The following is a 26577-nucleotide window of genomic DNA, read 5'->3' as shown; positions in this document are numbered from 1 at the left end:
AAATAAGAAATGGCAAAATTAGTAATCAATTCCTACGAGGAATTTGCATCTCACCTCGGTGAGAAGTTAGGAGAATCAGACTGGTTGCAGATTGACCAGGACCGTATCAACAAGTTCGCAGACGCTACACTCGACCCACAGTGGATCCACGTAGACGTAGAGCGCGCCAAGGTAGAGAGCCCTTACCACAGCACCATTGCTCACGGTTACCTCACCCTCTCAGTACTCCCATACCTCTGGCAGCAGATTATCGAGGTAAACAACCTCAAGATGCTCGTAAACTACGGCATGGACAAGATGAAGTTCGGTCAGCCAGTCATCACCGGTTCACGCGTGCGCCTGGTAGCCACTCTCCACGACATCCAGAACATCCGTGGCATCTGCAAGACCAGCATCAAGTTTGACATCGAAATAGAAGGTCAGCGCAAGCCAGCCCTCTCAGGCATCGCTTCTTTCCTCTACTATTTCAACAACTAAAAGATGGCAGCAGGTAAATGGATTGGTGGTGTGCTCGGTTTCATCACAGCCGGTCCGCTGGGAGCCCTGGCAGGCTATGCCCTCGGTTCCCTCTTTGAGCACGGACTGGATGCGGTAAACCGCGACAGCGACCACCATTACAACAACGCCTACGATGCCTACAGCGGCCAGCAGCACAACGGCCGCCAGGGTTTTGGCAACCAGGGCTACAGCCGCCAGCAGAGCTATGAGGGAGAGCGAAACTCCTTCATGTTTTCGCTGTTGGTGCTCAGCTCCTACATCATCAATGCAGATGGCAAGATCATGCATTCCGAGATGGAGATGGTGCGCCGCTTCCTGCGTCAGAATTTCGGCGAGGCAGCCAAGCAGCAGGGCGAGGAAATCCTCCTCAAACTCTTCGAACAGCAGAAGCAGATGGGCATGCAGCAGTACCGTTCGGTGATACAGGACAGCTGTCATCAGATACGTGCCAACATGATGTATGAACAGCGCCTGCAGTTGCTCAATTTCCTCGTCATGATAGCCCAGGCCGATGGAGTTGTGAATCCCCAGGAGATTCAGGCACTCAAGGAGATGGCCATCCACATGGGGCTTTCTGCCGAGGATGTAGACCAGATGCTGAACCTGGAAAGCGGGGCTTCTTCAACCGGCAGTCTGGATGATGCCTACCGTGTTCTGGGCATCAGTCCTGACGCCTCAAACGATGAGGTGAAGGCCGCATACCGCAAGATGGCGCTCAAGCATCATCCTGACAAGGTAGCAGCCCTAGGCGAAGATGTGCGCCGTGCAGCCGAGAAGAAATTCCAGGAAATCAACGACGCCAAAGACCGCATTTACAAGGCTAGAGGAATCTAGAAAAAAAAAGACAGATTTCTCATCTGCCTGAAACGGGAAAAAAATAAAGAGGGTGTGTCATAAGTCTATGGCGCACCCTTTTTTTGTGTGTGTTTCTATATATTCTAGTTGAATCGTAGTCTTTCTTCACAAAGGGAATCTTATTATATTGTATAGAAACTTTACTTTACTTGTTTTATCGATAACAAAACAGCCCCAAAGCTCACAAAAGGGCATAGTTATCCCTGACGATAAAAAAAACAAAATTGAGTTTTATCGTTTTATACCCAAATATTTCTTCAAATTGAATCCCATTCCGAACAATCCTAGATCCATGTAAACCTTGTCCATTCCAAAATGCCTGAATCGCTTATAATGCATATCTGCCTTCATCTGCCCAAATACAGCTTCCGGCTCTATCGGTCGCTGGCTTCTGTGTTTCAAGCCCTCTTCAGACGTTAGTAGCAGGAAGGCTTCCTTTTTATATGCATTCAGTTTATGGTTGACATATATGGTTCTGTTGCCTTTGGATTTCTTGCAGAGACTTCCAAGCGGACATCCATCACATCGTTGTGCTCTATATAATGTAATGACAGACACATAGCCGGAGTCACTTTTCGTTTGCCGTTGTCCACAAGGTTCCATGTGTTGTCCCATGGGGCAGACATAATAGTCATCATCCCTGTTGTAGTAGAAGTTCGCTTGGTTGAAGGCATCCTCCTTGAAAGGCTTATGCTGTTCCTTGTGAAACCAGTTGTACTTTACATAACCCATCATCTCTTCCATCTCTAGGTACTCGTAGTTCTCCTCCGAGCCATACCCTGAGTCTGCGGTGACGCTCTTGGATTGCTTTCCATATCTTTTCTTGTACTTATCCAAAAAAGGCTTGAAGGTCAGGGTGTCTGTTGGATTGGGATAAAGGGCGAAATTCGTCCAATATTGATTCTCTGTCGCAATTTGAAGGTTATAGGCAGGCTTTGTCTGCCCATTGTTCATGGCATCTTCCTTGAGGCGCATGAAGGTCGCATCGGGATCAGTCTTGGAGTAACTGTTTCTCTCGCCCAGTATATCCAGTGATTTTTCATACTCGCGCAGTTTGTCCGAGGCTTTGAACAAGTGATCTATCTGAGTATTTAGCTTTTGCTTCTCTCTTCCTGTAAGCTTTGCCTTAGGAAGGTTCTTCACTTGCCTCTCACACAAACGTGCACTTCTCTCTACATCCTTGGCGAAAGTGGCTGGCTCGCTGTCTTCTTCCCTAATGTCACTCCCGCCATTCAGGCGAATTTGTTCTTTTATCTGAGCCAATGCAGCAGAGGTCTTTTCCAAGAGCTTAGCCCTGTTCTTTTCCACGGTCTTCTTCCATACAAACGTGTACTTGTTTGCTTTCGACTCTATCTTAGTACCATCAACATATTGTTCCTCCAGACTAATCACGCCCTTTTCAACCAATATGGAGACGACTGCATCAAAATAAAAGTCGATGCATTTAATCATATGATTGGATCTAAAGCGGTTGATTGTTGCGAAAGATAATTGCTTACCTCCACAAATCCACATATAGCGAACATCGTATTTAAGTGCGTCCGCTATGCCACGACAGGAATAAACGCCATTGATATAGGCAAAAACAACTAAACTTAGAAGCATCTTCGGACTGTAAGGAGGAGCACCAATCCCATCATAGGTATCCATGAGAGGGTTGATGTCCATACTGCGAACAATACGATCCACCATACGAACTTTGCTGTCTTTTGGCACATAATCATCGAAAGAGTTAGGAAAAAAGCTCAATTCGTGCCGAGTTTCAGATTTTATTTGTATCTTTGCCATACTTAAAGAAGTTTTCTGCAAAAATACAAATCTTTTGCGGAAAGGCAAAGCCCGAGCTTGTGAAAGTTTGGGCTTTGTTGTAAATAAAAATGTTTTTTAAAGATTTCGTATCTGTGAAAAGGCAAAAAATAAAAAGGGGTGCGTCACAGACTTATGACACACCCTCTTCATTGTATCTTTTAATCCTCATCCTCAGTCTTTCTTCTGCGGATAGCGCGCTTGCGCTTTGGCTTCTCCTCAGTCTTAGGAGACTCAATCTTAACACCAGCCAATTCTGGGTCGATGAGGATACGGCCACAATACTCACAAGGGATAATCTTCTTGTGCATCTTGATATCGAGCTGGCGCTGAGGTGGAATCTTGTTGAAGCAACCGCCACATGCATCACGCTGCACGTAAACGATACCCAAACCATTGCGGGCACCATTACGGATGCGCTTGAAGCTCTGGAGCAAACGTGGCTCAATCTTCTTCTCGAGCTCGAATGCCTTCTCCTTCAAATTCTCCTCTTCCTCACGGGTTTCAGCCATGATAGACTCAAGCTCAGAACGCTTCATTACCAAGCCCTTCTCGCGGTCTGCCTTCTGGTCCTCAGCCTTGTGAAGGTCGTACAGGCGCTCGTTGATTGTCTGCTGCGCCTCGCGGATCTTCTTGCTGCAAAGTTCGATTTCCAGCTCCTGGAACTCGATTTCCTTGCTCAAAGTATCATACTCGCGGTTGTTGCTAACCATTTCGAGCTGCTTCTTATAACGCTCCACGCTAGCCTGAGCCTCCTCAATCTCGTGCTGCTTCTGATCGATGGCGCGGTCAAACTGCTCAATATCGGTCTGGATTTTCTCGATACGGGTGGTAAGACCAGCAATATCGTCTTCCAAATCCTGAACTTCGAGAGGCAACTCACCTCTCAACGCACGCTTTTCATCAATTGCAGACAAGGTGGTCTGAAGCTGATAGAGAGCCTTCAACTTCTCTTCCACTGTCAAATCTGTAGGATCTTTCTTTGCCATAACTTTATTTTTTTTAATGTTGAATGTTAAATGTTGAATGTTGAATGAGGCTTGCGCCCTTCCAACCTATAAATACAATATCGGATTCGTATTTATCTCCGAGATGCAGCATTTGGCATCAGGGAAATTCTCCAGGATGATGCTGCGGAAGATTTCGCCCGTAAACTGCTCACTCTGATAGTGGCCGATGACGCAGATCTGAATCTCCTGCTCGTGGCCGAAATACTCGTGATAGCTCATCTCGCCCGTGATGAAGGCATCGGCACCTGCCTTGATGGCTGCGTCGAGCAAGAAAGCACCTGCTCCACCGCAGAGTGCCACCTTCCTGATAGGACGTCGAAGCAACTGGTTGCACTGCACGCACTCCACGCCAAACCGCTCCTTGAGCATCAGCACCAAGTCGTCGGCTGCCAGGTCCTCAGCCACCTCTCCGATGACGCCCTCGCCGCCCTTCACGCCGTCCACTTCCTTCTCGCCTGCAAAGAACTGCACGTTTCGCAGTCCCAGTTTCTCGGCAATCTTGAAGTTCACGCCGCCCGCAGCCGCATCCATGTTGGTATGCATCGCCACGATGGTAATATCATTCTTAATCGCCTTGCGCACGGTACGCTGCACGTAGTTCTCGTCCGAAATTCTCGCCAGTTTGCGGAATATCAGCGGATGATGGCTCACGATGAGGTTACATCCCTTCTGGATGGCCTCTTCAACCACGGCTTCAGTAACGTCAAGACACAACAATGCCCCTGACATTTCTACCGCCTCTGTCAATCCAACTTGCAGGCCGGCATTATCATATCCTTCCTGCAAGGGCAGAGGCGCGTAATGTTCAAGGGCATCAACTACCTGTTTAATTTTCACGCTCCTATTCAATATTTATTTTTTTAGACTGCAAAGTTACTCATTTTTCCCCGATTTTATCTCCATACAGCCCTCCGTTTAAACTTTTTTAATACAAAGTTTCGCTTTTGCGCAAAATATTTCACAAAAACAGCCGATAGTTGTAGATTTTTTATTAATTTTGCAAGCATACTTCATAAAAGCAGAACGGAGCCGTCCCCAAGGAAAGGTTCCCGATGAAGAACAGAGTATAATAAATTGGTTTAGAACATCGTATCATAAAATAGTATAGCTTATGCATCAATCTACATTACCCTGCGATTTCGCACTCCCTGCCGAATGGGAGCCACAGAGCGCCATCATGCTCACCTGGCCACATGCCGGCACCGACTGGAAGCCGTATCTGCCAGAAATTACAGATACTTATCTCGAACTGGCAGATATCATCACGCGCTACGAGCAGCTGCTTGTAGCTACACCCGATGTGCCTGCCACCCGATACCAGCTCAAGAAAAAGCTCTCTGCCGAACAGATGAGCCGCGTGCTGCTCTACGAGGTAGAAAGCAATGATACCTGGGTGCGCGACCACGGCCCCTTCACCATGGTGCTGCGCAAAAAGCAGAACACCTGGATGGTGCCTTACCGCATACTCGACTTCAAGTTCAACGGCTGGGGCGAAAAGTTCAGATGGGAGAAGGATAATGCTATCACCCTGCAACTATACTATCAGGCAGCCTTCAATGCCAATATAGAGAACCACCAGGGCTTCGTGCTCGAAGGAGGCAGCATCGAGAGTGACGGAAAGGGTACACTCTTCACTACCTCACAGTGCCTGCTGGCGCCTCACCGCAACCAGCCGCTCGACCGCGACAGCATCGACCATCTGCTGCAGACTTTCTTCCAGCTCAAGAGAGTCGTCTGGCTGGATCACGGCAATCTGATAGGCGATGATACCGACGGCCACATCGACACCATCGTGAGAGTGGCTCCGCACGACACCTTATTATATGTAGGCTGCGATAATCCGGAAGATGAGCAGTATGAAGACTTCCAGGCGCTGGAGAAGCAGCTCAAGGGCCTCTTTACTTGGGAGGGATATCCTTACCGCTTGCTCAAACTGCCGATGCCCGACCCTATCTATGATGAGGGCGACTGCCTCACCACCAACCCGGAGAGCGAGGGCGACCGCCTGCCTGCCACCTATGCCAACTTCCTGATACTGAACAAGGCTGTGATTTATCCAACCTATAATCAGCCGGAAAAGGACGAGGAGGCACGCAAGCAGATTCAGCTCGCCTTCCCCGACCGCGAAATCATCGGCGTAGATTCGCAGACCATTATCCGCCAGCACGGCAGCATCCACTGCATCACCATGCAGTTGCCCGAAGGCGCCCTCAGAGACTCAACATTCCACATTTAACATTAAAAATTTAACATTAAAAGTAAAAAATGAACGTCGGTTTATTACAACTTCATAATACGGCAGATATCGCCAACAACAAGCAGCGCCTGGCAGAAGGCATCATCGACCTCGCCCATCGCGGCGCAGAACTCATCGTGCTTCAGGAGCTTCATAACTCCCTCTATTTCTGTCAGGTAGAGGATGTTGACCTCTTCGACCTGGCAGAGCCTATTCCGGGTCCTTCGACCGATTTCTACGGCAAGCTTGCCAAGGATCTCGGCGTCGTCATCGTCACCTCCCTCTTCGAGCGCCGCGCTCCGGGTCTCTACCACAATACGGCGGTAGTGATGGAGAAGGATGGAAGCATAGCCGGAAAATACCGCAAGATGCACATCCCCGACGATCCTGCCTACTACGAGAAGTTCTATTTCACTCCGGGCGACCTCGGTTTCCACCCTATCCAGACCTCTGTTGGCAAGCTCGGCGTGCTGGTTTGCTGGGACCAGTGGTATCCCGAAGCAGCCCGTCTGATGGCGCTGCAGGGAGCCGAAATGCTCATCTATCCTACCGCCATCGGCTACGCTACCTATGATACCGAGGAGGAGCAGCAGCGCCAGCGCGAGGCGTGGACTACCGTGATGCGGGGCCATGCCGTAGCCAACGGATTGCCGGTCATCGCCGTAAACCGCGTAGGTTTCGAGCCTGATCCTAGCGGTCAGACCGAGGGCATCCAGTTCTGGGGCAGCAGTTTCGTAGCCGGTCCTCAGGGCGAGCTCCACTACCGTGCCAGCGATCAGGAAGAAGAGAGCCTGGTGGTAGATATCGACCTGAAGCACAGCGAGAATGTGCGCCGCTGGTGGCCATTCCTCCGCGACCGCCGCATCGAGAACTACGGGGATATCACCAAGCGATTTATCGATTAACCCATTTTTGCCGGAAATTCTGAGAGAATATCGGGATTCCGGCATACATATATATATAAGGTATAGATTTTCAGGATAAATGGAAAATTTGGAAGTGATGGTGATACTTTTCATCATCGTGATTTTAGGTTACGTCGCCTGCAAGTTGGGATATATGGGCGACAAGTTTGACAAGAAGCTATCCAGCATGGTGGTAGATATCACCTGTCCTCTGCTGGTACTCTCGTCAGTAATGGGCGATGAGCTGCCCGACCGCACGCTCATCCTTCCCCTCCTGGGCGTAGGTTTCCTTACCTACATCCTTTTGCTGGTATTCGGTTTCTGGGTGCCGCGTCTCATCACGCGCAATCATGATGACCAGGGCATGATAGGTTTTGCGCTGATGTTTGCCAACGTAGGTTTCATCGGCTACCCTATTGTTTCAAGCATATTCGGTCCGAAGGCCATTTTTTATGCCGCGCTGCTCAACATGCCGAACACCTTTTTTATTTTTACGGCAGGTGTCATGCTCATCAAGGGCGAGTACAGCGTCAAGCAGTTCAATCCTAAGGTGCTGTTTTCTCCGGCTCTTCTTGGTGCCTTCGTTGCCGCCCTCCTGGTAGCTTTCGGGGTTCATACACCTGATATCATTGCGCGTCCGGTAACGATGGTGGGCAACATAACGGTTCCGGCAGCCCTGATGATTATCGGTTCCTCGATGGCTAAGTTGCCGGTGAAGGAGATTATCGGCAGTACTAAGGTATACCTCTCCTCGTTCTTGCGTCTTGTGGTAGTACCTCTGAGCATTTATTTTCTGTTCAAGGTATGTGGTGTAAGCAATCAGGTCAACGACATCAATACGGTTGTCATTGCGATGCCCGTAGCGAGTTTCGGCACGATGTTCTGTCTGAAATACGGCCGCAATCCTTCGCTCATCACCGAGATGACGTTCATCACCACGGTTGGCAGCATCATCACCATCCCGCTCATCACCCTCCTCTTTTCGTAATGCAGGAAGGGTGAAATGCCTGGCGTACTTGCGTATCTTACTGCAATGACACCTTTTTTACGCATTGAACGATAAATAAATCTCCATTTTTTCGTTATTCCCCGTTTTTTGCTTATCTTTGCAAATAAATTTGGCACGAAGAAATCCTTTTTACCAATAATATAAATTAGAAAAAATGAAGATAAACAACAGTACGAAGAAAAGCCTGCTCATCATCGCACTCGCGATGGCCAGCACTACTTGCCAGACACAGGCCGCCCCGATAGAACATATCGGCGACAGATACATCATGCATATTCCAGAAATGGAACTCACAGGCGAAGAATCACTCCTCGATGTGCTCATGATGTGCCCGGAAGTCATCTCATTCGACGGCAACAACATCATCGGCGGAGATCCATTCGCCAACCTCTACGGCAAGTTCGTCATCCGTATCGACAACCAGGAATACGGACTCGATTACGCCACCTTCCTCCACCATTTCAAGGCTCGGGAGATAGAAACCATCAAGGTGTGCCAGAACGCCGAAGTGATGAAGGGATGCAGCAGTCTGAAGAAAGTCATCGACATCACACTGCGCAAGAAGGAGAACGGAACCACCGGCAGATGGGGAATCTTCGGTGATACCTACGGTGGCGCAAAAGGCATCGTCAGCGTCATAAGCCAACAGGATAAACTCCGCGTGCTCAGTCATGTAGAAGGCAACTTCCAGCGCAACTCCAGCAGCGATAAGGACGCCTACCAGGGCATCTCAGGCACCACCGTGAACCACTACTCCCACGAGGGTGCCAAGCTCAATCTGCTCTGGACGCCTACCGCAAAGGATGTGCTCGAAATAGATGCGATGCAGACCTATACCCGCAACCATTTCACCCACACCCCGGCCGATTACGTGCGTGCCTATCATCTGCAGGCCGACTATACCCACACGCTCGCCGACAACGGCTCCAGCATCCTCTTTACCCTCGGTGCCGAGCATATCAGCGACAACGGCCGTACGCTGGAAGAAAACCAGACTGCGCCCTACCAGAACCACTCCACCTACCCCTTCATGGTGGTAGAATACGCCACTCCGGTCATCACCCCTGATCTCTGGATTACGGCAGGTTTCGAGGGCGGTCTCTCCATCGAGAAGAACTGCATCGCCGATTACATCAACCATTCCAACTACCAGGATTTCTACGCCCAGCTGGATTACAACATCGGCAAGTGGGGATTCATGGCAGGCGACCGCTTCCGCATCATCAACTTCCGTCCTAAGCAGATTGCGCCGGAAGAGCACTGGAAGCATACCACGCGCAACCATATCTACTCGGCGAGCGCCTATTACCGCTTCACGCCGGGTCATACCCTGCAGGCCACCTACTGCCGCCGCATCTTCAATCCCGAGTTTGGCGATTTCGTAACCGCGGGCGATATGGAGGGCACCTGGCAGCCGGTTTATACCGCCGATATCGGCAACAGCATGGCGAATGTGGTAGAGCTCAAGCATACCTACAGCCGCCCTGCCTTCGTGCTCAGCACCTCGGTGAAGAACATCCACCAGCACCTGCTCAGTGCCATCCACGACAATACGCTCGGCATCGGCTCCACCGCCTTCTGGCATCAGGGCATCCTTCGCCTCACAGCCGGAGTCAACTACTTCTGGCAGCGCAGCGAAATCCCTTCAGAGGAGGCTCAGCAGCGCAATGCAGAGTATAATCATTTTGCCGTGTTCAAGTTGGCACCGCAGCTCACAATGGCCGATGGCTGGCGCTTTACGGGTAACCTCATCTGGTGTACCCGCCGCCGCAGCGAAGCCTACACCCCGGCTAATCTCTATGCCGAAGTAGGGGTATACAAGAATCTGGGCAAGCACTGGACGCTCGAAGGCCGCTTCCACGATATGGCGAGCCAGCACTTCGGCAATCGCGCTGCCACCATCGGCTGCACGTATTATTTTTAACTTGAGCTTTTAACAATCTTTTTCTAAATCAGAAGCAAGATTTCTGTTCCTTTCTCATTTTATTATCAGAAAGAAGAAAATTTAAAAAAAGAAAGGAACATTATATATGAGAAAAATTGATTTCAAGAAGATTGGGCTGGCAGCGATGATGCTCCTGTCGGGCCTCACATTCCAGTCGTGCGATAACGATAACGATACCGACTGGGACCGCGTTTTCCCTAACGCACTGGTAACCGTGAAGAAGAGTGGCGATGCCTGCTATCTGCAGCTCGACGACAACACCACGCTGCTCGCCAAGAACCTGAAACCAACCATCTTTGACGGTAAGGAGGTTCGCGCCCTGGTCAACTACTCGCAGACCTCGGAGAAGAGCGAGAAGTATAACCAGGTGATTCACGTCAACTGGATAGACAGCATCCTGACCAAGAAGCCAGTTCCTTCGCTCGGTTCTGATATCCTGAACAGCGAGAAGTATGGCAACGACATGGTCGACATCGTTCGCGACTGGGTAACGGTAGCCGAAGATGGCTATCTCACCCTCCGTTTCCGTGCTCTCTGGGGCGGTCAGAAGGTGCATTACATCAACCTCGTTACGGGTGTGAATCCAGAGAATCCTTACGAGGTAGAGTTGCGCCACAATGTTAATGGCGACCCTCAGAACTACTGGCGTGATGCCCTCGTAGCGTTCAATCTGAACGGAGTAGTGCCTGATACCGGAGGCAAGACGGTGAAGCTTACCATCCGCTGGCGTTCCAGCCAGGGCTACAAGAAGGTAGATTTCGACTACTGTTCGCGCAAGCCTATCAGCAGCCCGAAGATGCTCGAAGGATACAGCCAGGAAGGAAGAGACATCCGATAACGCAGAAGAAAAGCAGATAAAAGCAAAAGCCCCGATGCATCACGCACCGGGGCTTTTTACTTTTTTACCTTTAAAGGCTGCTGCAGCTAGTTACACCGAGTGTGGTAGCGATAGCTGTGAGAAAGGAGATTGCAATTTGCAAAATTGTTTTCCAGGTACTTGCTTTCATAATCTTTAATTTTTAAATGTTAAGTATTAAATGTTGACTTGGTTGGGGGGTTGCCCTCAGGCGAGGGCTTTATTCAAGCCCGCCGCCTTCCTGCGTACCGCCGCCGGTAGTTCCGGAGCCGCCCTGACTGGTGTCGCCGCCCTGTTCAGTGCCGCCTGAGGTACCACCAGAGGTGCCACCCCCGTCGGTGCCGGTATAGCCGCCGTACTCCTGAATCTTGCACTTCTTGCGCAGTTCCGAGTTGCTCCAGCTTTTTGTGTTTCTCACAATCAGGTGTACACCCTCTACGCTGGCAGCCGTTACCTTCTCCTTGGTATCCTCCGCCTTCGAAGTCATACCGATGGAGAACAGGCCGAGGTCAGAGAGACGCACACTCTTACCGTCGAGAATCAACTCCTGCAGATGGTCGAGTGCATCCATCAGCACACCGTGGATAGTACCTCGGGAGTAAGGCGAACCGTGGTCAGAGATGTGGGATACGAATCCCTCGAAATTCACCTCGCGGTCGGTTACCGCTGTGGCATACCACTTTTTCTTACCAGCGTTCTCGCCGCTCTGTGGGGTACGCTGCAACTTACGATACTTCAATGTTCCTTTCTGTTCCATGATATTAAAATATTAAAGGGTTAATATAAATGTTGAATGTTGAGTGTTGACTTGGTGGGGGTGCGCTTTGTCGAGTGCAGCCTTTCTTGAATCACAGTGCAAAGAAAGTGCAAACGAGAACAGAGCTAAGCTTGCTTAAGCTTTGTCGAGTGCAGCCTTTCTTCGAAACTGCGTTGCAAAGGTACGGCAATTTTCTGATACTACCAAATTTCACCCTGCAGAGTTATGTTAAACGGATTTAACATTTCGGGTACATCCGGTTAATCTTGCCAACTCATAATTTATCGTGCGAGAAAACTATGTGATGTAAAAAGTTTCTCTATGCTTTCTCATCCCGAAATCAACAGGAAGCAAGAAATCCATCATCATCCACCGAACCCATTTTCACCCCAAAAGCGTGACAGTTGTGACGCCTCTCTCAATCCTTCTCCTCTCATTCTCCCTCCATCCTGTTTTGTAAAGAAAAAAGGAATATCTCTAAACCTGATTTCCTATAATCTTCTGAACTTCGCAAGTAAGCTCCACACACTCTAACAGGGTGCCGAGTAGTTACTTCATTTTTCATCCTTTAAAATCAGTTAAAAAATGGGTGCTCCACATAAAATGTGCAAAAGCATGATAGGATTCCCTCATAAAATGTGTATATTTGCAGCGTTATTCTCTCATAAAATGTGGGATAATAGATGATTATTCCCTCATAAAATGTGATTTTAAGATACGGATTATGGAAAGATTAGCTATCAATGAACTTCTGAAATGGAAGAATAAATTGGGTTACAAACGTACCGCTCTATGCGGTAAATGGTCTCGAATTTTATTCGATACAAAATTAATCTTTTCTCACGAAAACACAAAAGAAATCCCTTAAAAACTTGCATAAAAGAGAAATATTGCTTATTTTTGCAGCAAATAAAAAGAAAGAACGATGGCAAAAGAAAATATAAGCTGGGACGAGACATTGAAGCTAAGCAATATACCAACAATTATGGTTCTGGCTTTTACAAAAATCTCAGTCAAGATTTGAAAAATGAAATGCCTGGAGTGAAGGGATTCTCGCCAACCAACTTGAAGTACATGAGCTACTTTTATAAGCTCTATGCTCCATTGGCTGCAAATCGTCAGCAAGCTGCTGACGATTTTGAAGAGGACTTGTATAAAACAGATATTCAGCGAGTTAGAGATAAAAAACAAAATCGTCTACACGGTGTAGACGATTTCAAAATTCTATTCTTTATTCCATGGTTTCATCATCAACGTATCATCGACAAATGCAAGGATGATGTGAACAAAGAGAACTTATCCATAGCAGAAATGAGCGGTAAGAAACTCGACAGGTTCCGCAAGGTCTGCGCATCGGTACACTTTATTCCTCCTCGTCTCTACGCCTCCTATGCCACTTGTAGTCATTGTACAATACCCACAGACCGCCTCCCCCAGAGAAGAGACAGCCCACTACTCCCACTATCTGACAATATGTTTCAGATGGCACCCTACTTGATACTTTCGGATGAAGAAACATATCAATGCCGCCACACGCAAAAATCAGACACAACAGGTAAAACTTAATTTTAATCGATATTTTCTTCCTATAAAAAAGGAAACAAACCAAAGAAATACCTACCATTAACATTAAAAATAATGAAGATATTCTCCCAAAAGTAAATTCTTCATGCCTCAATAACCTAAGGCATAGCGTAAATATGGAAACAGTAACCAATACAAGACCAACTACATAACCTATCCAAATCACTTTTCGATTATCTTTAGAATCGAAAAGTGAATCCACGTTCTTCCAATATTTATCCATATCTTTCATAAGCCTAGCAGTTACTAATCACGATGCCTTGGTTCCGGCTCCGCCACCATTTCCGGCTCTTCTTCCGGCAATTCATATCTCCTGATATGATGATCTTCCAGATAGATATGATTCAGCGTAAAGGCGAGCGACTCCAGTGTCTTCTCCCTTACCGCCGGCTTCAGTTCACATTCCCATATCACGATGGTATGCCATCCCATTTCAGCCAGCCGGTGCAGCACCTCATGGTCCCTCTCCCGGTTCCTCCTGATCTTCTCCATCCAGAACCCGGTGTTCGATTTCGGCACCACATAATATTTGCACCCCTCATGTCCGTGCCAGAAGCACCCGTTCACCAGAATACAGGTGCGATATTTCCTCAGCACGATGTCCGGCTTGCCCGGCAACCGGGGATGATTGAGCCGATACCTGAATCCCCTACTCCACAGAAATTTCCTGACAAGAATCTCCGGTTTGGTATCCCTGCCCTTGATTGCCGCCATATTGTTATGGCGCTGTTCTATGGTTAAACGGTCCGACATCTTTAATTTATCATCAACATCTGTTTAACATTGCAACATCTCAGCAGGCGTTATGTTCAGAACCTTGCATAGCAATCTAGCTATTTTTAGAGTAGGCTCAGAGCGCCCTGTTACATAATCGTTAATACGTGAAGGACTTACTCCAATTTCTGAAGCCAGTTGTTTTTGAGTCATTTTCTTTTCATTTAAAGAAAGTTCGATAAGTTCAGAAACAGAAGGCTTTCCGATAGGAAAATGTTTCTTTTCGTATGACTCAACAATGTCCGACATTAATGTCAGTTCTATGGCATTCTTATCGTTGGCAGGCGTATCGTCCGTTACCAATGGCAGGAGATTTTCTATTCTGTTGAGTGCAAACTCATATTGTTCTTTCGTAATTCTATCCATAATTGTTTTTATTAAATGGTGGAACAATCTATTTTGTCATATTCACTATGTGTTCCGACAAATCTTACGAAGAGTCGGCCTATTGTAAATTTAATTACCACTACCAACCTATACCTGTTTCCTCGAATGTTGAATACGTAATGTTGATTACCTACGTAGTCAGCATCAGGAAAGTCAGTTCTTATATCAGAAAAGTTGCGCCATTCTGCTTCTTCCGCAATCTGGTACCATCTTTCCAGAGCTACTTTTGAGTCTTCTCGCCCAGGGGTCTCGTAAAACTCTTTTAGTTTCCTATGCGAAATAATTCTCATAATTCCATGATTTAAATTTTCATTGCAAAGATATATAGAAATATTGAAATACAATAGTTTCTTCCATAAATATTTTGTTTTTTAGGATTATTTATATAATTAAGCTTGTTTTTCTACTATTTAGCTTCCACTTTTCCCCCTTACGGGCTGAAGGCCCAGAAGCTCCTAGCCCAGGGCATCACCCTGGGTATAAGCGCAATCAGCCATATTGTTGTGGAGCTGTTCTATAGTCAAACGGTCCGACATACTCTTTATTTACAATTGGGGACGTGACGCTCTTCTCAACTGGCTTGATACCGACCTTTATGAGCGTGACGGCAAAGCCATCACAAACTTCCAATCCACGCTCCCTGCTGTGCAGAGTGACTTAGCGCAACAGATAACAAAAGACCCTTATCAGATCATACAAGGAACCGATGGGAATATCAGAATATCAACTATCCAAACTCTTTCCGAAAGACTTTAAGTCTTCTATGCCGACTAAAAGGTTCGACCACTTTAAAGCGGATTTGCAATCCGCAGCCGTAGGCTTTTCATATTGATATCTTACGTATCAATCCTTAGTCTCCTTTATATCAGAAAGCGTTGCTTCAATATCTTCGATTGTAGGCAACTGGCTTTGTATGTTTTCAGGCATGAGCTTAGACAACTGATATTCGGAGATGCCTATTGGCTGATTGGTTGATTCAAGAGCATATTGAGCCATCACATTGTTCTTGGTTTTGCAGATAAGCAATCCAATTGTAGGGTTGTCAGTAGGCTTCTTTTTTATATGATTTACAGCACTTATATACATCCCCAACTGTCCCAAATGTTCAGCTTTGAATTTTGTAATCTTCAGTTCTACGACAACATAACAGCGCAGTTCCAAGTGATAGAAAAGCAAGTCGGGATATACAGTGTCTCCCCCTACTTGTAGAGGAACTTGACTTCCAACAAAAGCAAAACCTGTACCCAATTCAAGCAAAAAGCGTGTTACATTTTGGGTAAGTCCTTGCTCCAATTCTCGCTCCCGATACTCACCGTCAAGTGTGAGGAAATCGAAATTATAAGGGTCTTTCAATGTTTGTGCTGCTAATTCGCTTTGAGAATCCGCCAGCAGCTTGTTAAAGTTATTCACAGCCTTTCCCTGTCGCTCATACAGATTAGTGTCAAGGAAATTAAGCAGAACAGCACGACTCCAACCATTTTCTACGGTCTTATTCAGATAGAACACAGCACGGTTAACATCCTTACATTGCGATATGATATACAGATGATGCCCCCAAGGAACGGAGAAGAATACGTCCTCGTTTATTTGGGCAACAGGTTGTTGCCCATGTCCTTTTTGTAATTGTGCAACAACTTGTTGCACAATTATATTTCCTTGATTATAAAAGAGATACCATTGCCTAATGTATTGTAGATTCCTGTATGAAAGCCCTTTCATATCTGGAAACTCCGCCATAAGTTCACGGCTCAATTCTTTGAGCCAGCCATCGCCCCAAGATGCAGATTTCTGCTTTTCACAGATGTCTGCACCCATACGCCAATAAAGGCGGAGCAATTCTGTGTTAACCTTGATTGCCGCCTTAACCTGTGCATGGCGTATATCTTTCTTCAACTGCGAAACCCAACTTTTGAACTCGCTGTTTCCTGCCAATGTCATATTTCCTGCCATATTATATGTCTTTTTTAATGATCGATTTGAGCATTTCCGTATTCACTTTGGCAAATCCATATTATTGATTTCGTCAAGTCTTTTCTGGTCAAGCACGCCCGAATCCCAAAGTTCATTCAGAGATTCATCCATTTTCTTTGAATAATAAGAATACAACAATTCCTTCAATTCTTCCAAACCTTTCTGAGTATCATCTACTTGAAACATTTGCAAGAGGTGTACTTGTGTACTATTCAATACCGTTGCTGCCATAACCTTCACATTAAAACGTTCTACATTTTTCTGCAAATTTACATTTTTCCTTTGAAAACACAAAAGAAATCCCTTAAAAACTTGCAGAAAAGAGAAATATTGCTTATTTTTGCAGAAAAAAAGATGGCAAAGGAAATATAAGCTTATCAGTAATTTCTCATAAATCGTGTAATAATTCATAAAAAAGAAGGCTTTAATTTGGAAGTTTCAGGTTTTTATCTTATCTTTGCAATATGAAGAAGGAACAAGAACTTACATTGACAGCCATCCGTGAATGCCTGGCAAAGAATATGCCACCATACGGGAAAGCGATACTTTTTGGCTCACAAGCTAGAGGTACCGCTAGAGATGATAGCGACTGGGACATTCTTGTTATCTTAGACAAGGAACAGCTTCTTCCTTCTGATTATGACAAAGTTACCTATCCTCTTACCGAACTAGGTTGGGATTTAGGAAAAGAAATAAACCCAGTAATGTATTCCGCTAAGGAGTGGCAGAAATATAAGATTACACCATTTTATAAAAATGTTGAAAAGGAAGGAGTAAGTTTATGGGGCTAACAAACGATGAAAGAAGTTCTTTAGTAGAACTTCGTCTGGAAAAAGCAAAAAGATTTATAGCAGAAGCAGAGCAAATGCTTTCTATGGGATTATGGGATTTGGCAGCTAATAGGTTTTACTATTCTTGTTTCCATGCTGCTCAGGCACTATTAATACATTATGGGCTTTCGGCACATACTCATGCTGGTACTTTAGGCGTATTTGGTATGAATTTCGTTAAGACAGGTAAAATTGACAAAGAACTTGGTGCATTTTTCTCCAGGATGGAACAATTAAGAATGAAAGCTGATTATAACTGCGAATATGATGTAAGTAATTCAGATGTCGAGAATATGCAGCAACCAGCTCATGACTTTTTAAATAGCATCATCAAACTTATCAAAGAAAAACAATAATGTGCAATATAACTTTCACCCAAAAGTCGTACTTTTGCGGCTCAGGGGAGATTGTCCGTGGGATAGACAACTGCTATTTGCGCAGTTGTCACCTTTGGATTAGAAGTGATAAGTTTGTAGATGGCTCTTTTAGCCTTCGCGAACTCTTTTCTTAGCTTGACTTCTTGGGCTGTTTCTTTCTTTTCGTTGGCGAACTCTTTGGTGTCGTTGGCGAACTGTTTTTCCGAGTAGGCGAACTCTTTGGTGTCGTTGGCGAACTGTTTTTCTGAGTTAGCGAACTCTTTTGAGTCGTTGGCGAACTGTTGATTTATGACACACCCTCTTGTGGACCTTCAGCCCGTACTTAAACCACATGCGAAACTTGAGTTAAGAGTCCACTTTAAATTTCCGTGAAATCCCTGCCTATTCCTCTCGTCTTTCCGCCTCCGGCTCCGCCACCATTTCCGGCACTTCTTCCGGCAATTCATATCTTCTGATATGATGATCTTCCAGATAGATATGGTTCAGCGTAAAGGCGAGCGACTCCAGCGTCTTTTCCCTTACCGCCGGCTTCAGTTCACATTCCCATATCACGATGGTATGCCATCCCATTTCAGCCAGCCGGTGCAGCACCTCATGGTCCCTCTCCCGGTTTCTTCTGATCTTCTCCATCCAGAACCCGGTGTTCGATTTCGGCACCACATAATACTTGCATCCCTCATGTCCATGCCAGAAGCACCCGTTCACCAGAATACAGGTGCGATATTTCCTCAGCACGATGTCCGGCTTGCCCGGCAACCGCGGATGATTGAGCCGATACCTGAATCCCCTACTCCACAGAAATTTCCTGACAAGAATCTCCGGTTTAGTATCCCTGCCTCTTATTGCCGCCATATTGTTGTGGCGCTGTTCTATGGTCAAACGGTCCGGCATACTCTTTATTTACAAATACATCTTTTAACGTAACTTAGAAATAAAAACGAGGTCACTCTTACCAGCAACCTCGTTCAAATATTAGTTGAGTTTTAAAATATCCTCCTTGGCAAGCCCTGTATATCTTGCAATTTTATCAATAGGCTCGTTTTCCATCAGCATAATCTTAGCCATTTCTATTTTACCCTCTTTTTTACCTTCTATTCTACCTTCTATGATAGCTCCTTTATATGCAGCAATGTTATCACGCATCACCTTGATACTTTCATCATATTTTTCACGGTCTTCCTTACTGAGTGCAGTGATATCCGCTATCTCAGCCAGTTTCTGGAAGACGGCATTTCTTGCCATAAACGGCATTCTTTCCAATGTACTCATATTCTTTAAAACAAATATCCAACGTTCAAAATCAGTTTCACATTCATCCTCCTCCTTAGTAAAGAGGGGAAGCATAAGATATATCATTCTGAGATTATCAGAGAAAACCCGTCCTGTTTCTGTATCCACAAGACAAACATCTGTTCTAAACTTCTCAGGGCTTCTACTCTCTATATTGAAGTTCATAAAACATACAGTATAGACCGGCGCGAGGTGATAGTCCCATTCCCCCTTCACGCCTTGCTTTACTATAGCACGCGAAGCATAATAAAGAGAGCGATCTACAAAATGTTCCTGATAACGGTTTTGCATCTCCACAATAATATGCTGTCCCTGATCTGTAGTACAATATATATCATATATGATACCACGCATATTCTTTGCCTCGGGCAATTGCTCCTTGTCCTTAAAGGTGATATCCGTTATCGTATGCTCACCCTTCAGGAGATCATTGAGGAAACTAATCAGTAAATCTTTAGTGATTTCCTGTCCAAAGATCAGTTTAAAACCCCAATCAGAAAATGGATTTATAAACTTTCCCATACGCTATCTTATTTTTTTCTGCAAATTTACATTTTTCCTTTGAAAACACAAAAGAAAAAGCCCAAAAACTTGCAGAAAAGAGAAATATTTCATATATTTGCATAAGAAAAGCTGCACTCGGCAATTTGAAAGCAAGCTTTAATTGCGCTCGTTTGCATTACAAACATTTTAAATTATATAATTATGTTAGGAACTGAACTTCCGCATGTGGTTCAGGCACGGGCTGAAGGCCCAGAAGCTCCTAGCCCAGGGTAACACCCTGGGTATAAGCGCAATCAGCCTTGCGCCCTGTAAGGGCAAAAGCCTTTTAAAAAAGGATATTAAGAATGAAAACAAGAGAAGAATACATAGCCCTCATCACATCTCATGCCGAAGAACTGCAAAACACCTTCGGCATCACCTCCCTGCGCCTCTTTGGTTCTGTAGCAAGAAACCAGCACCGCGATGGCAGCGATGTAGATATCTATGTAGAAATGCCCCCTAAGTTTTTCCTGATAGTCCGTCTGAAAGCATACCTTGAAGCCCTTCTGGGCTGCCCTGTTGATATTATCCGGAAGCACAAGCACCTCAACCCCTTCCTGCTCAAGGAAATTAAGAGAGAGGGGATTGAAGTAATAGCGGAGCGATAGATAGGGGATACCAACGATCCGACATCTTATCTATCTTTAAATGGATTTAGTCAATCCATCCACTATTTTCATCAGTAAAACATTCTTTTCTCACGAAAACACAAAAGAAATCCCCCAAAAAACTTGCAGAAAAGAGAAATATTTCTTATTTTTGCAGCAAAATAAACTGTAGAAATATGACAACAGAAGAACAATATAAAAGTTTTATACTGAATTGCACTACATCACCCAAAAGTGTCAACAACTATAGTGATTTTAAGCGCATTAATGAAACTATTGCCCAAATCAAAGGAGTTGATTCCTTTGATATCTACTCTTGTGTACATACCAAAGAGCTACAAGATATCATTGATTCACTTAACAACAATGAAGAATTCAAGCAGTATGAGAAGACTGGTAGTTACCAGTATTCTAACGCATTAAAGACATACATGCGTTTTCTATGCGCTAAGGAAATTTTCTCAAACGAAGCAAAAAAAGTAAAGTTCCCTTCAAATCTTACTCTACAGCAGATTTACTTTGGTGCTCCTGGCACAGGCAAATCAAAGACCATCAAGGACTTGACTTTCGGAGAGAGCGTGATTCGTACTACATTCCATCCAGACTCTGATTACGCCTCTTTTGTAGGCACCTACAAACCTATCACAGAAGAAGTTGTACTCCGAGATTGTAATGGCAAAAGGGTAATCGATGAAGAAACGAATGAAGTCGTAAAGGAAGAAAGAATTGCCTACAAGTTCATTCCTCAGGCTTTTCTCGAAGCCTATGTGAAAGCGTGGAAGAAACTAGGCTCCAGCAAGAAGCAATTTCTTATTATCGAAGAAATAAACCGAGGTAATTGCGCCCAAATCTTTGGTGATCTGTTCCAATTGCTCGACCGCAACGAATATGGTTTTTCTGATTATCCTATCGTTGCAGATAAGGATATGCAGAAGTATCTCGAAAAGGAATTTGCGGGATGGGAGATTACGAATAAAGACGAAATCAACCAGCTCTATGGCGAAGCCAATATGGTAAACCTCATCATGAAGGGAGAGCGCCTTGTTCTGCCTTCAAACCTCTATATTTGGGCTACAATGAACACCAGCGACCAGAGCCTCTTCCCTATCGACTCTGCCTTTAAGCGCCGCTGGGATTGGAAGTATGTGCCTATTCGTGAAGGTCGTGACAAAGAAACCAACGTTCCTCTCAACTGGTACATCAACACGGGTGATAAGCAATACAATTGGTGGTCATTTATCAGCAAGGTTAATGAGCTGATTGGTTCACTTACCAATTCAGAAGACAAGCAGCTCGGCTATTTCTTCTGCAAGGCAAAGGATGGCGAAATTGATGCCGACTTGTTCGTTAGTAAGGTTATCTTCTATCTCTGGAATGATGTGTTCAAGGACTATGGTTTCGATGATAAGGACTTTCAGGATGAAGAAGGCAAGATTTTGTCTTTCGACCGATTCTATGAGGATAAGAACGGCAAAACTAACGTTGATATAGCTATCGTTGAGCAGTTCTTGGAGAATTTGGGAGTAGAGGATTTCTTTTCTGATGAAGGAGAGGAAGAGGATTCAGAAGATTCATACGAAAAAGAATCTGATTGGAACCTTAACAATAACAACAATAGCAATTCAAATTCATACGATTACACTAAATATCGAGTTAACGGAAGTAGCGAACTCCTAGGAAAAGGAAGAATGGCTCTTGCCGTAATGGAATATCTGGTTAATGATAAGAAAGAAACATATTCTGAAATATTATCAGATATATCAAGGATTATCAATTCAAAAACAGATCGAATAGTTATAAAAGTTGAGGACTATCCTCTTTGGAAAGAAAAATATAAAAATGACAAAGGTAAACGTTGGTACGACGATTACCCTTTAACAACAATAGATAACGTCAAATTTTATTTTACAACACAATGGGGCAAAGGAAACATCCAAGCTATTCTTCATTTAGCGAGAACAAAAGGATGTACTGTTGAATCCGTAAAATGACATAACATGAGAATCCTCATAGAAGAACATCAGTATCAGGCTGATCAGATTAGGGATGTTCTGCACGGCATTGACGTCATGCAGGACATTGATGGCAACGTCAGCATCAACTACGTTGGGTATTACTACAATACCCAGCTCAACGATTGCGTCTTTATTTTGCCGAAAGTACTGCTCGAAGACACCTCTGAGGGCGAAAAAGTATTCGGCAAATATGCCCCGGAAACCATCGTCAACCTGAACCAGAACAACCCACTCTCTCAACAGGAGAAAGACTTCATCTATGAGTTCTCTGTCTGGATTTACCGCACCATCGAGGTTTACAACAATACCACCAGAAACGGCATTGTCTATCACCAGAAAATAGCGTGCCTCGGTAAAAGTAACAGACAAATCAACAACACATTCCTCGATATTCTGCTGGCTCTCATCGACTTCAACAAACATAACCAGGATTTCATCTTCTTCATCCTGAAGAACATCCATTCCGGTTACAACCGCATTCATTGGTCAAAGACCATAGCCACCAAGAGAGCCATCATCAGCAAAAACAGCCCTGTTTATCCCCATCCTGTCAACAGGAAAAAGCAGATCAATTTTGATGAAGAACTCCTGATTATCTTCTATTCCATCCTGAATTATATCAGCGAAAGATACGGCTTTGCCAATCATATCAACTGCAATTTCCAGCTGATAACAGGCTATCGTTTCAAGACCTATCTGGATGGATTAGGAAAGACCAGACTGTTCCAGATTAAGTATAAATACTTCTCAGACAAGGCTTTACACCTCTGGCAACTATGCTACGATTTCTTTGATAATGCCAAGCGCATGAACATTCAGCAGGAACGCAAGGAGTATCTTCTGGTTAAGAGTTTCAATATCGTTTTCGAGGCCATTATTGATGAACTTCTAGGCGAGAAGAACATTCCAGCCGGCCTGAAAGAACAGGCCGACGGCAAACGCATAGACCATCTGTACAGCTACCAGAACCTGATTACAACAAGAAATCAGGAGCCAGTTTATTACATCGGCGACAGCAAGTATTACAAGTTAGGTCATTCCATCGGAAAGGAATCTGTGTATAAGCAGTTTACGTACGCCAGGAACATCATCCAGTGGAACCTGAACCTCTTTATGAACGACGATAAGGACGATGAAGAACTGCAATACGACAAGCGTAACTTTGGCAACGTACCCAAGCTTCGCGATGACCTGACGGAAGGCTACAACATCATTCCGAACTTCTTCATCAGCGCAAAGATGGCAGAGAATCTCTCTTTCTCAGACCAGATTTCGTCAACCGACAGGGAAAAGAAGTGCTTCAACACCCAGCATTTCAACGACCGCCTGTTCGACCGCGACACCCTTCTCGTCTTCCACTACGATGTCAACTTCCTCTATGTAGTATCTCTGTATGCCCGTCATAACGAGCACCAGAAATTCGCCTGGAAAAACCGGGTTCGCAAGATGTTCCGTGATGAAATCCAGAAGATGCTGGACGAAAGATACGACTTCTATCGCCTCACGCCGAAAGAAGATACGCAAGTAGAAGAATTCGTCAGCCAGAATTTCAGAAAGCTTATCGGCAAGATATTCTCACCAACGAAATCCAATGATTATCTGATACTTGCGTTCGAGAAAGAAGACTCCAACGAGGAGCAGAAAGAAGCTATCATAAACGATGTTAAGGAGAAATTCTATATAGGTAAATTTGCTTTAGCGGATAATTGACGAGCGATTATAACTTACCGCAATAAAATAATTAATTTAATTGAATTGTCTATGGAATCAAAAACGAAATTTATTTTGACCTATGTAGCAGGTATTGTTACGGGTTGCGTATTACTGTTTGTTATAGGCTGCATTATTAATACAGAAAATTCTTCATCTTCATCCCCAGAGGAAGATATTGTTATGTTTGATAATCCACGCAATACTGTACCCGGAAAAGCCTTTAGAGTTATACAAGTACTTCCTGACGGAAGTGCTTTGGCTAGTGGAGATGATTTTTCTGATGATAATATCGGTATGGTTGTTCTATTTTTGGGAAACGAGGGTACGTCTTTCTATGATAACCAAAAGATTGAAATTCCGAAGGGAAAGGTAGCAAAACAAATTGGAAATTACAGCTATATGTCCCAATCGTATAATGAAAAGACTGTGCCTATAGTGAAAATCATGGATGAATAATAAGATACCTCAAATATTCAATCAATGGGTCGGTCAGTTTACATGAGACGCATGTAAGACTGCCCGCCCCATTTTAATAGGCTATATTTCCTTTATACCTATTTCCTTCAGATAGTTATAAATACCATCATACCACTCCGGTTTGCGTGTTTCATCTGGCGGTACACCATGATCGCCATTCGGTACAACTAAAACCATTCCTTGACGGGCACGAGTCAGCAGAACTCGGTATGCGTTAATCTGATATTCCCGATTTATCGGCTTATTGATATTTTGCCATTTGGTTCCACTACGTAACTGATAGTGCTCCCATTTTGTATGGTCTTTATTAAGCCTCAAATCTGCATCCCAAGCAACACAAGCCCAATCAATTTCCAGCCCCTGAACCTTAAACTCGGTGAGGGTATCTTCAAGAGCGTTGGAAGAACGGATATCACTTTCGTCTTCTAAGAACCAATGAACAAAATCTGGCTGATAACGCACGTTGATACTGATAGCCTTCAACCTCTCAGCTTTACTACTAGCTAAAAGACCATATCTTTCACTACCTCTAGCATGAGCCTTTAGCCACTGCTTTGCTGTATCTAGCGACCTTGTAAGAACTATTGGATAATTCTGAAGTTCCCTCAACGTCAATGCTGCTTCATCTTTTTGTAGGTTGAGAAGTTGGTGCACAAACATACTCACCTTTTCTGCACGGAAAGAACGCATACTTACAGATAAATGCAACGATTGTTCAACATGAATCTGGCTGTTGTCTATGTCTAATAATTCCAAAGCCTTACCGTCAGCATACTCTTTTTCAGTGAGCATATTGCTCATATATACATGCCAATCGCTAAAACTCCTGTTAAGAGAGGTAATCCATTCTGAGATACCTGCTTCACCCTTGTTAATCTCTTGACCACCACCAATCAAGCAAACAACCAATCCCCAATCTGTTTGTCTATCCATACAAGACATCAAGTATTCAGGCTCACTATAAGGAAAATCTTTGATAGATTTCTTTTCTTTCATAAAGCGAGCTAATTCTTCTTTTGTCCATGCACGCTGAGCTTCATCAAAGATGGCAACGTGTTCAGTAGGGATATAGGACTTATCAGTATGACTCAGGAAATAGCCTTCTATAGGAACTATTTTCCCATTTTTCACTTCAGTTCCGTTAAGGTAAAAGTCCCGATAATGATGAATCATCTGGATAAAAGCCTTCACTTTACTCTTTGCTTCTGCCTTGGTACAACGCTTACCTTTCTCCTTACATCTCCTCACATAATCGCGCGTAAGAGCTTCCTGCAAGACTTCTACCAGAGGAAAGTTACCTGACAGGTATACCGCTTTTTCATTCTGCTCAAACTGGCTGATAGCTGTCTGTAATCCAATAAGAGTTTTCCCTGCTCCTGGTACTCCTGTAACGAAACAGATTGCTTTCTGTTTCTTTTCACGACATTCGTTGATAATATTCTCCAAACATTTTGAGGTAGCATCAATATCACCGTCATGTTTGGTAATATCCTCTACAGTATTTTCTTCATAGAGCGCAATAGCTGCTTCGATAATCGTAGGTGTTGGCTCATAGCCGCTCTTGGCCCAAAAATTATCTCTATCAGCCGAGAATACAACCTCTTCTCCTATTTCCGCTAAAACGTTATCTATCGCATTTTGCAATTGTTTTCCGTTTACTTGCATTGGCTTATAAACAAGGTCCTCAAAATGAGACAAATCCATCACGCAATGCTTATCTTTTTCTGAAGGTGCAACAAGAATCGGAATCATCTTACGACAGCGACTTCCTTCCTGAAAGTTTTTTAAGTCTAGAGCATAGTCCCAAACCTGAATGTAGGCATCTCGTGTAAACTTTGACTCTGCAGTTTTAAACTCGAGAACAAATACAATATCATCTATCAGAACAATAACATCAGCACGCCGCCCCATTCGTGGTATATTGTATTCAAAATACACACTACCACGGTCTCTATATTTACCTAAAACAGAACGCATTACTCGTATTTCATCAAGCCAGGATCTTTTAGTTTCTTCATTGATGTCGTGCGAATAAGCAAGAGCTAGTTCTCCTACTATAGCTTTTTCCTCTTTTTGTATAAAATCGGAAATTGTATCACTATAATAATATCTTTTTACAGACATAAGCAAT

General features: G+C 44.6%; 28 protein-coding genes and 1 pseudogene. 16 read left to right on the top strand and 13 right to left on the bottom strand.

Going from position 1 to position 26577, the window contains the following annotated elements; translation table 11 throughout:
* Nucleotides 1-9 precede the first annotated feature (9 nt).
* Together RCO84_RS03625 and RCO84_RS03620 are read left to right on the top strand one after the other, a co-directional pair.
* Nucleotides 10-477 carry a MaoC family dehydratase gene (locus tag RCO84_RS03625; protein ID WP_006847353.1) on the top strand — a complete coding sequence of 156 codons (468 nt, stop codon included), beginning with the start codon at nucleotides 10-12 and terminating at the stop codon, nucleotides 475-477.
* Nucleotides 478-480: 3 nt separating this feature from the next.
* Nucleotides 481-1332 (top strand): TerB family tellurite resistance protein, encoded by an 852-nt coding sequence (locus RCO84_RS03620; RefSeq protein WP_317583948.1) that lies wholly within the window; start codon nucleotides 481-483, stop codon nucleotides 1330-1332.
* Nucleotides 1333-1584: 252 nt separating this feature from the next.
* Here the strand turns inward: RCO84_RS03620 and RCO84_RS03615 are convergent, their stop codons facing one another.
* From RCO84_RS03615 to RCO84_RS03605, 3 genes are all read right to left on the bottom strand, one after another.
* Nucleotides 1585-3141 carry an IS1182 family transposase gene (locus tag RCO84_RS03615; protein ID WP_317583945.1) on the bottom strand — a complete coding sequence of 519 codons (1557 nt, stop codon included), beginning with the start codon at nucleotides 3139-3141 and terminating at the stop codon, nucleotides 1585-1587.
* A 179-nt stretch (nucleotides 3142-3320) separates the two neighbouring features.
* Nucleotides 3321-4148: a zinc ribbon domain-containing protein gene (locus tag RCO84_RS03610; protein ID WP_117728080.1), complete on the bottom strand. Its 828-nt coding sequence runs from the start codon at nucleotides 4146-4148 to the stop codon at nucleotides 3321-3323.
* Nucleotides 4149-4214: 66 nt separating this feature from the next.
* Nucleotides 4215-5006: a Nif3-like dinuclear metal center hexameric protein gene (locus RCO84_RS03605; protein WP_287572855.1), complete on the bottom strand. Its 792-nt coding sequence runs from the start codon at nucleotides 5004-5006 to the stop codon at nucleotides 4215-4217.
* Between the two features lie 274 nt (nucleotides 5007-5280).
* Between RCO84_RS03605 and RCO84_RS03600 the strand changes: the two genes are divergently transcribed.
* The 5 genes from RCO84_RS03600 (at nucleotide 5281) to RCO84_RS03580 (ending at nucleotide 11102) form a co-directional block, all read left to right on the top strand.
* A complete protein-coding gene (locus RCO84_RS03600) occupies nucleotides 5281-6405 on the top strand; it encodes an agmatine deiminase family protein (protein WP_317583942.1) in 1125 nt (374 codons plus the stop codon).
* 29 nt (nucleotides 6406-6434) lie between these two features.
* Nucleotides 6435-7310, top strand: coding sequence for a carbon-nitrogen hydrolase (locus tag RCO84_RS03595; RefSeq protein ID WP_154481142.1), 876 nt, complete (start codon nucleotides 6435-6437; stop codon nucleotides 7308-7310).
* A gap of 79 nt (nucleotides 7311-7389) precedes the next feature.
* Nucleotides 7390-8298, top strand: coding sequence for an AEC family transporter (locus tag RCO84_RS03590; RefSeq protein WP_144152233.1), 909 nt, complete (start codon nucleotides 7390-7392; stop codon nucleotides 8296-8298).
* 175 nt (nucleotides 8299-8473) lie between these two features.
* Entirely contained in the window at nucleotides 8474-10243 is a 1770-nt protein-coding gene (locus tag RCO84_RS03585; RefSeq protein WP_317583939.1) for a TonB-dependent receptor domain-containing protein, read from the top strand.
* Between the two features lie 106 nt (nucleotides 10244-10349).
* Nucleotides 10350-11102, top strand: a complete 753-nt coding sequence (locus RCO84_RS03580) for a NigD1/NigD2 family lipoprotein (protein WP_317583938.1) — start codon at nucleotides 10350-10352, stop codon at nucleotides 11100-11102.
* 70 nt (nucleotides 11103-11172) lie between these two features.
* Here the strand turns inward: RCO84_RS03580 and RCO84_RS03575 are convergent, their stop codons facing one another.
* Nucleotides 11173-11271: a smalltalk protein gene (locus RCO84_RS03575; RefSeq protein ID WP_153081227.1), complete on the bottom strand. Its 99-nt coding sequence runs from the start codon at nucleotides 11269-11271 to the stop codon at nucleotides 11173-11175.
* Nucleotides 11272-11340: 69 nt separating this feature from the next.
* The gene (locus tag RCO84_RS03570) at nucleotides 11341-11877 is read right to left on the bottom strand and encodes an HU family DNA-binding protein (protein ID WP_317583936.1); all 537 of its coding nucleotides are present in this window, start codon (nucleotides 11875-11877) and stop codon (nucleotides 11341-11343) included.
* Between the two features lie 724 nt (nucleotides 11878-12601).
* Here RCO84_RS03570 and RCO84_RS03565 point away from each other — a divergent pair.
* Both RCO84_RS03565 and RCO84_RS03560 read left to right on the top strand, forming a co-directional pair.
* Nucleotides 12602-12745 (top strand): hypothetical protein, encoded by a 144-nt coding sequence (locus tag RCO84_RS03565; protein ID WP_317583934.1) that lies wholly within the window; start codon nucleotides 12602-12604, stop codon nucleotides 12743-12745.
* A 32-nt stretch (nucleotides 12746-12777) separates the two neighbouring features.
* Nucleotides 12778-13443 carry a DUF1016 N-terminal domain-containing protein gene (locus RCO84_RS03560; RefSeq protein WP_317583933.1) on the top strand — a complete coding sequence of 222 codons (666 nt, stop codon included), beginning with the start codon at nucleotides 12778-12780 and terminating at the stop codon, nucleotides 13441-13443.
* Nucleotides 13444-13707: 264 nt separating this feature from the next.
* On the opposite strand, the gene RCO84_RS03555 is transcribed toward RCO84_RS03560, so the two are convergent.
* The 3 genes from RCO84_RS03555 to RCO84_RS03545 are packed head-to-tail and all read right to left on the bottom strand — an operon-like array spanning nucleotide 13708 to nucleotide 14912.
* A complete protein-coding gene (locus tag RCO84_RS03555; RefSeq protein ID WP_144152222.1) occupies nucleotides 13708-14214 on the bottom strand; it encodes a very short patch repair endonuclease in 507 nt (168 codons plus the stop codon).
* A 24-nt stretch (nucleotides 14215-14238) separates the two neighbouring features.
* Nucleotides 14239-14601: a helix-turn-helix domain-containing protein gene (locus RCO84_RS03550; protein WP_144152220.1), complete on the bottom strand. Its 363-nt coding sequence runs from the start codon at nucleotides 14599-14601 to the stop codon at nucleotides 14239-14241.
* An 11-nt stretch (nucleotides 14602-14612) separates the two neighbouring features.
* Complete coding sequence (locus RCO84_RS03545; protein ID WP_006847328.1) at nucleotides 14613-14912, bottom strand: type II toxin-antitoxin system HigB family toxin; 300 nt, start codon at nucleotides 14910-14912, stop codon at nucleotides 14613-14615.
* Nucleotides 14913-15174: 262 nt separating this feature from the next.
* On the opposite strand from RCO84_RS03545, the pseudogene RCO84_RS03540 reads away from it, so the two are divergent.
* A pseudogene (locus tag RCO84_RS03540) lies at nucleotides 15175-15309 on the top strand (PDDEXK nuclease domain-containing protein); the annotation flags it as partial.
* A gap of 156 nt (nucleotides 15310-15465) precedes the next feature.
* Here RCO84_RS03540 and RCO84_RS03535 read toward each other — a convergent pair.
* Together RCO84_RS03535 and RCO84_RS03530 are read right to left on the bottom strand one after the other, a co-directional pair.
* Nucleotides 15466-16572, bottom strand: coding sequence for a PDDEXK nuclease domain-containing protein (locus RCO84_RS03535; RefSeq protein WP_182429190.1), 1107 nt, complete (start codon nucleotides 16570-16572; stop codon nucleotides 15466-15468).
* A gap of 42 nt (nucleotides 16573-16614) precedes the next feature.
* Complete coding sequence (locus RCO84_RS03530; protein WP_287797278.1) at nucleotides 16615-16824, bottom strand: hypothetical protein; 210 nt, start codon at nucleotides 16822-16824, stop codon at nucleotides 16615-16617.
* Between the two features lie 233 nt (nucleotides 16825-17057).
* Here RCO84_RS03530 and RCO84_RS03525 point away from each other — a divergent pair, with 233 nt between their 5' ends.
* On the top strand, nucleotides 17058-17384 hold the full coding sequence (locus RCO84_RS03525) for a nucleotidyltransferase domain-containing protein (RefSeq protein ID WP_117587986.1): 327 nt from the start codon (nucleotides 17058-17060) through the stop codon (nucleotides 17382-17384).
* Nucleotides 17375-17779: a HEPN domain-containing protein gene (locus tag RCO84_RS03520; protein ID WP_144152216.1), complete on the top strand. Its 405-nt coding sequence runs from the start codon at nucleotides 17375-17377 to the stop codon at nucleotides 17777-17779. Before RCO84_RS03525 ends, RCO84_RS03520 begins: the two co-directional genes overlap by 10 nt.
* Before the next feature lie 402 nt (nucleotides 17780-18181).
* On the opposite strand, the gene RCO84_RS03515 is transcribed toward RCO84_RS03520, so the two are convergent.
* Both RCO84_RS03515 and RCO84_RS03510 read right to left on the bottom strand, forming a co-directional pair.
* Complete coding sequence (locus RCO84_RS03515) at nucleotides 18182-18691, bottom strand: very short patch repair endonuclease (RefSeq protein WP_317583932.1); 510 nt, start codon at nucleotides 18689-18691, stop codon at nucleotides 18182-18184.
* Nucleotides 18692-18772: 81 nt separating this feature from the next.
* Nucleotides 18773-19612: an Rpn family recombination-promoting nuclease/putative transposase gene (locus RCO84_RS03510; protein WP_118081899.1), complete on the bottom strand. Its 840-nt coding sequence runs from the start codon at nucleotides 19610-19612 to the stop codon at nucleotides 18773-18775.
* A 326-nt stretch (nucleotides 19613-19938) separates the two neighbouring features.
* Here RCO84_RS03510 and RCO84_RS03505 point away from each other — a divergent pair, with 326 nt between their 5' ends.
* The 4 genes from RCO84_RS03505 (at nucleotide 19939) to RCO84_RS03490 (ending at nucleotide 24425) form a co-directional block, all read left to right on the top strand.
* Nucleotides 19939-20241 (top strand): nucleotidyltransferase family protein, encoded by a 303-nt coding sequence (locus tag RCO84_RS03505; protein WP_264900564.1) that lies wholly within the window; start codon nucleotides 19939-19941, stop codon nucleotides 20239-20241.
* A 176-nt stretch (nucleotides 20242-20417) separates the two neighbouring features.
* Nucleotides 20418-22232 (top strand): AAA family ATPase, encoded by a 1815-nt coding sequence (locus tag RCO84_RS03500; protein ID WP_317583930.1) that lies wholly within the window; start codon nucleotides 20418-20420, stop codon nucleotides 22230-22232.
* 6 nt (nucleotides 22233-22238) lie between these two features.
* Nucleotides 22239-23966, top strand: coding sequence for an LlaJI family restriction endonuclease (locus RCO84_RS03495; RefSeq protein ID WP_317583928.1), 1728 nt, complete (start codon nucleotides 22239-22241; stop codon nucleotides 23964-23966).
* Nucleotides 23967-24017: 51 nt separating this feature from the next.
* Nucleotides 24018-24425: a hypothetical protein gene (locus tag RCO84_RS03490; protein ID WP_317583926.1), complete on the top strand. Its 408-nt coding sequence runs from the start codon at nucleotides 24018-24020 to the stop codon at nucleotides 24423-24425.
* Between the two features lie 81 nt (nucleotides 24426-24506).
* On the opposite strand, the gene RCO84_RS03485 is transcribed toward RCO84_RS03490, so the two are convergent.
* Nucleotides 24507-26570: a DUF2075 domain-containing protein gene (locus tag RCO84_RS03485; RefSeq protein ID WP_317583924.1), complete on the bottom strand. Its 2064-nt coding sequence runs from the start codon at nucleotides 26568-26570 to the stop codon at nucleotides 24507-24509.
* Nucleotides 26571-26577 lie beyond the last annotated feature (7 nt).

This window comes from Segatella copri (genome assembly GCF_949820605.1).
In the GTDB taxonomy this organism is placed as follows: domain Bacteria; phylum Bacteroidota; class Bacteroidia; order Bacteroidales; family Bacteroidaceae; genus Prevotella.
The sequence above is the reverse complement of the archived record's forward strand: the minus strand, read 5'-3'. Positions and strand labels throughout refer to the sequence as shown.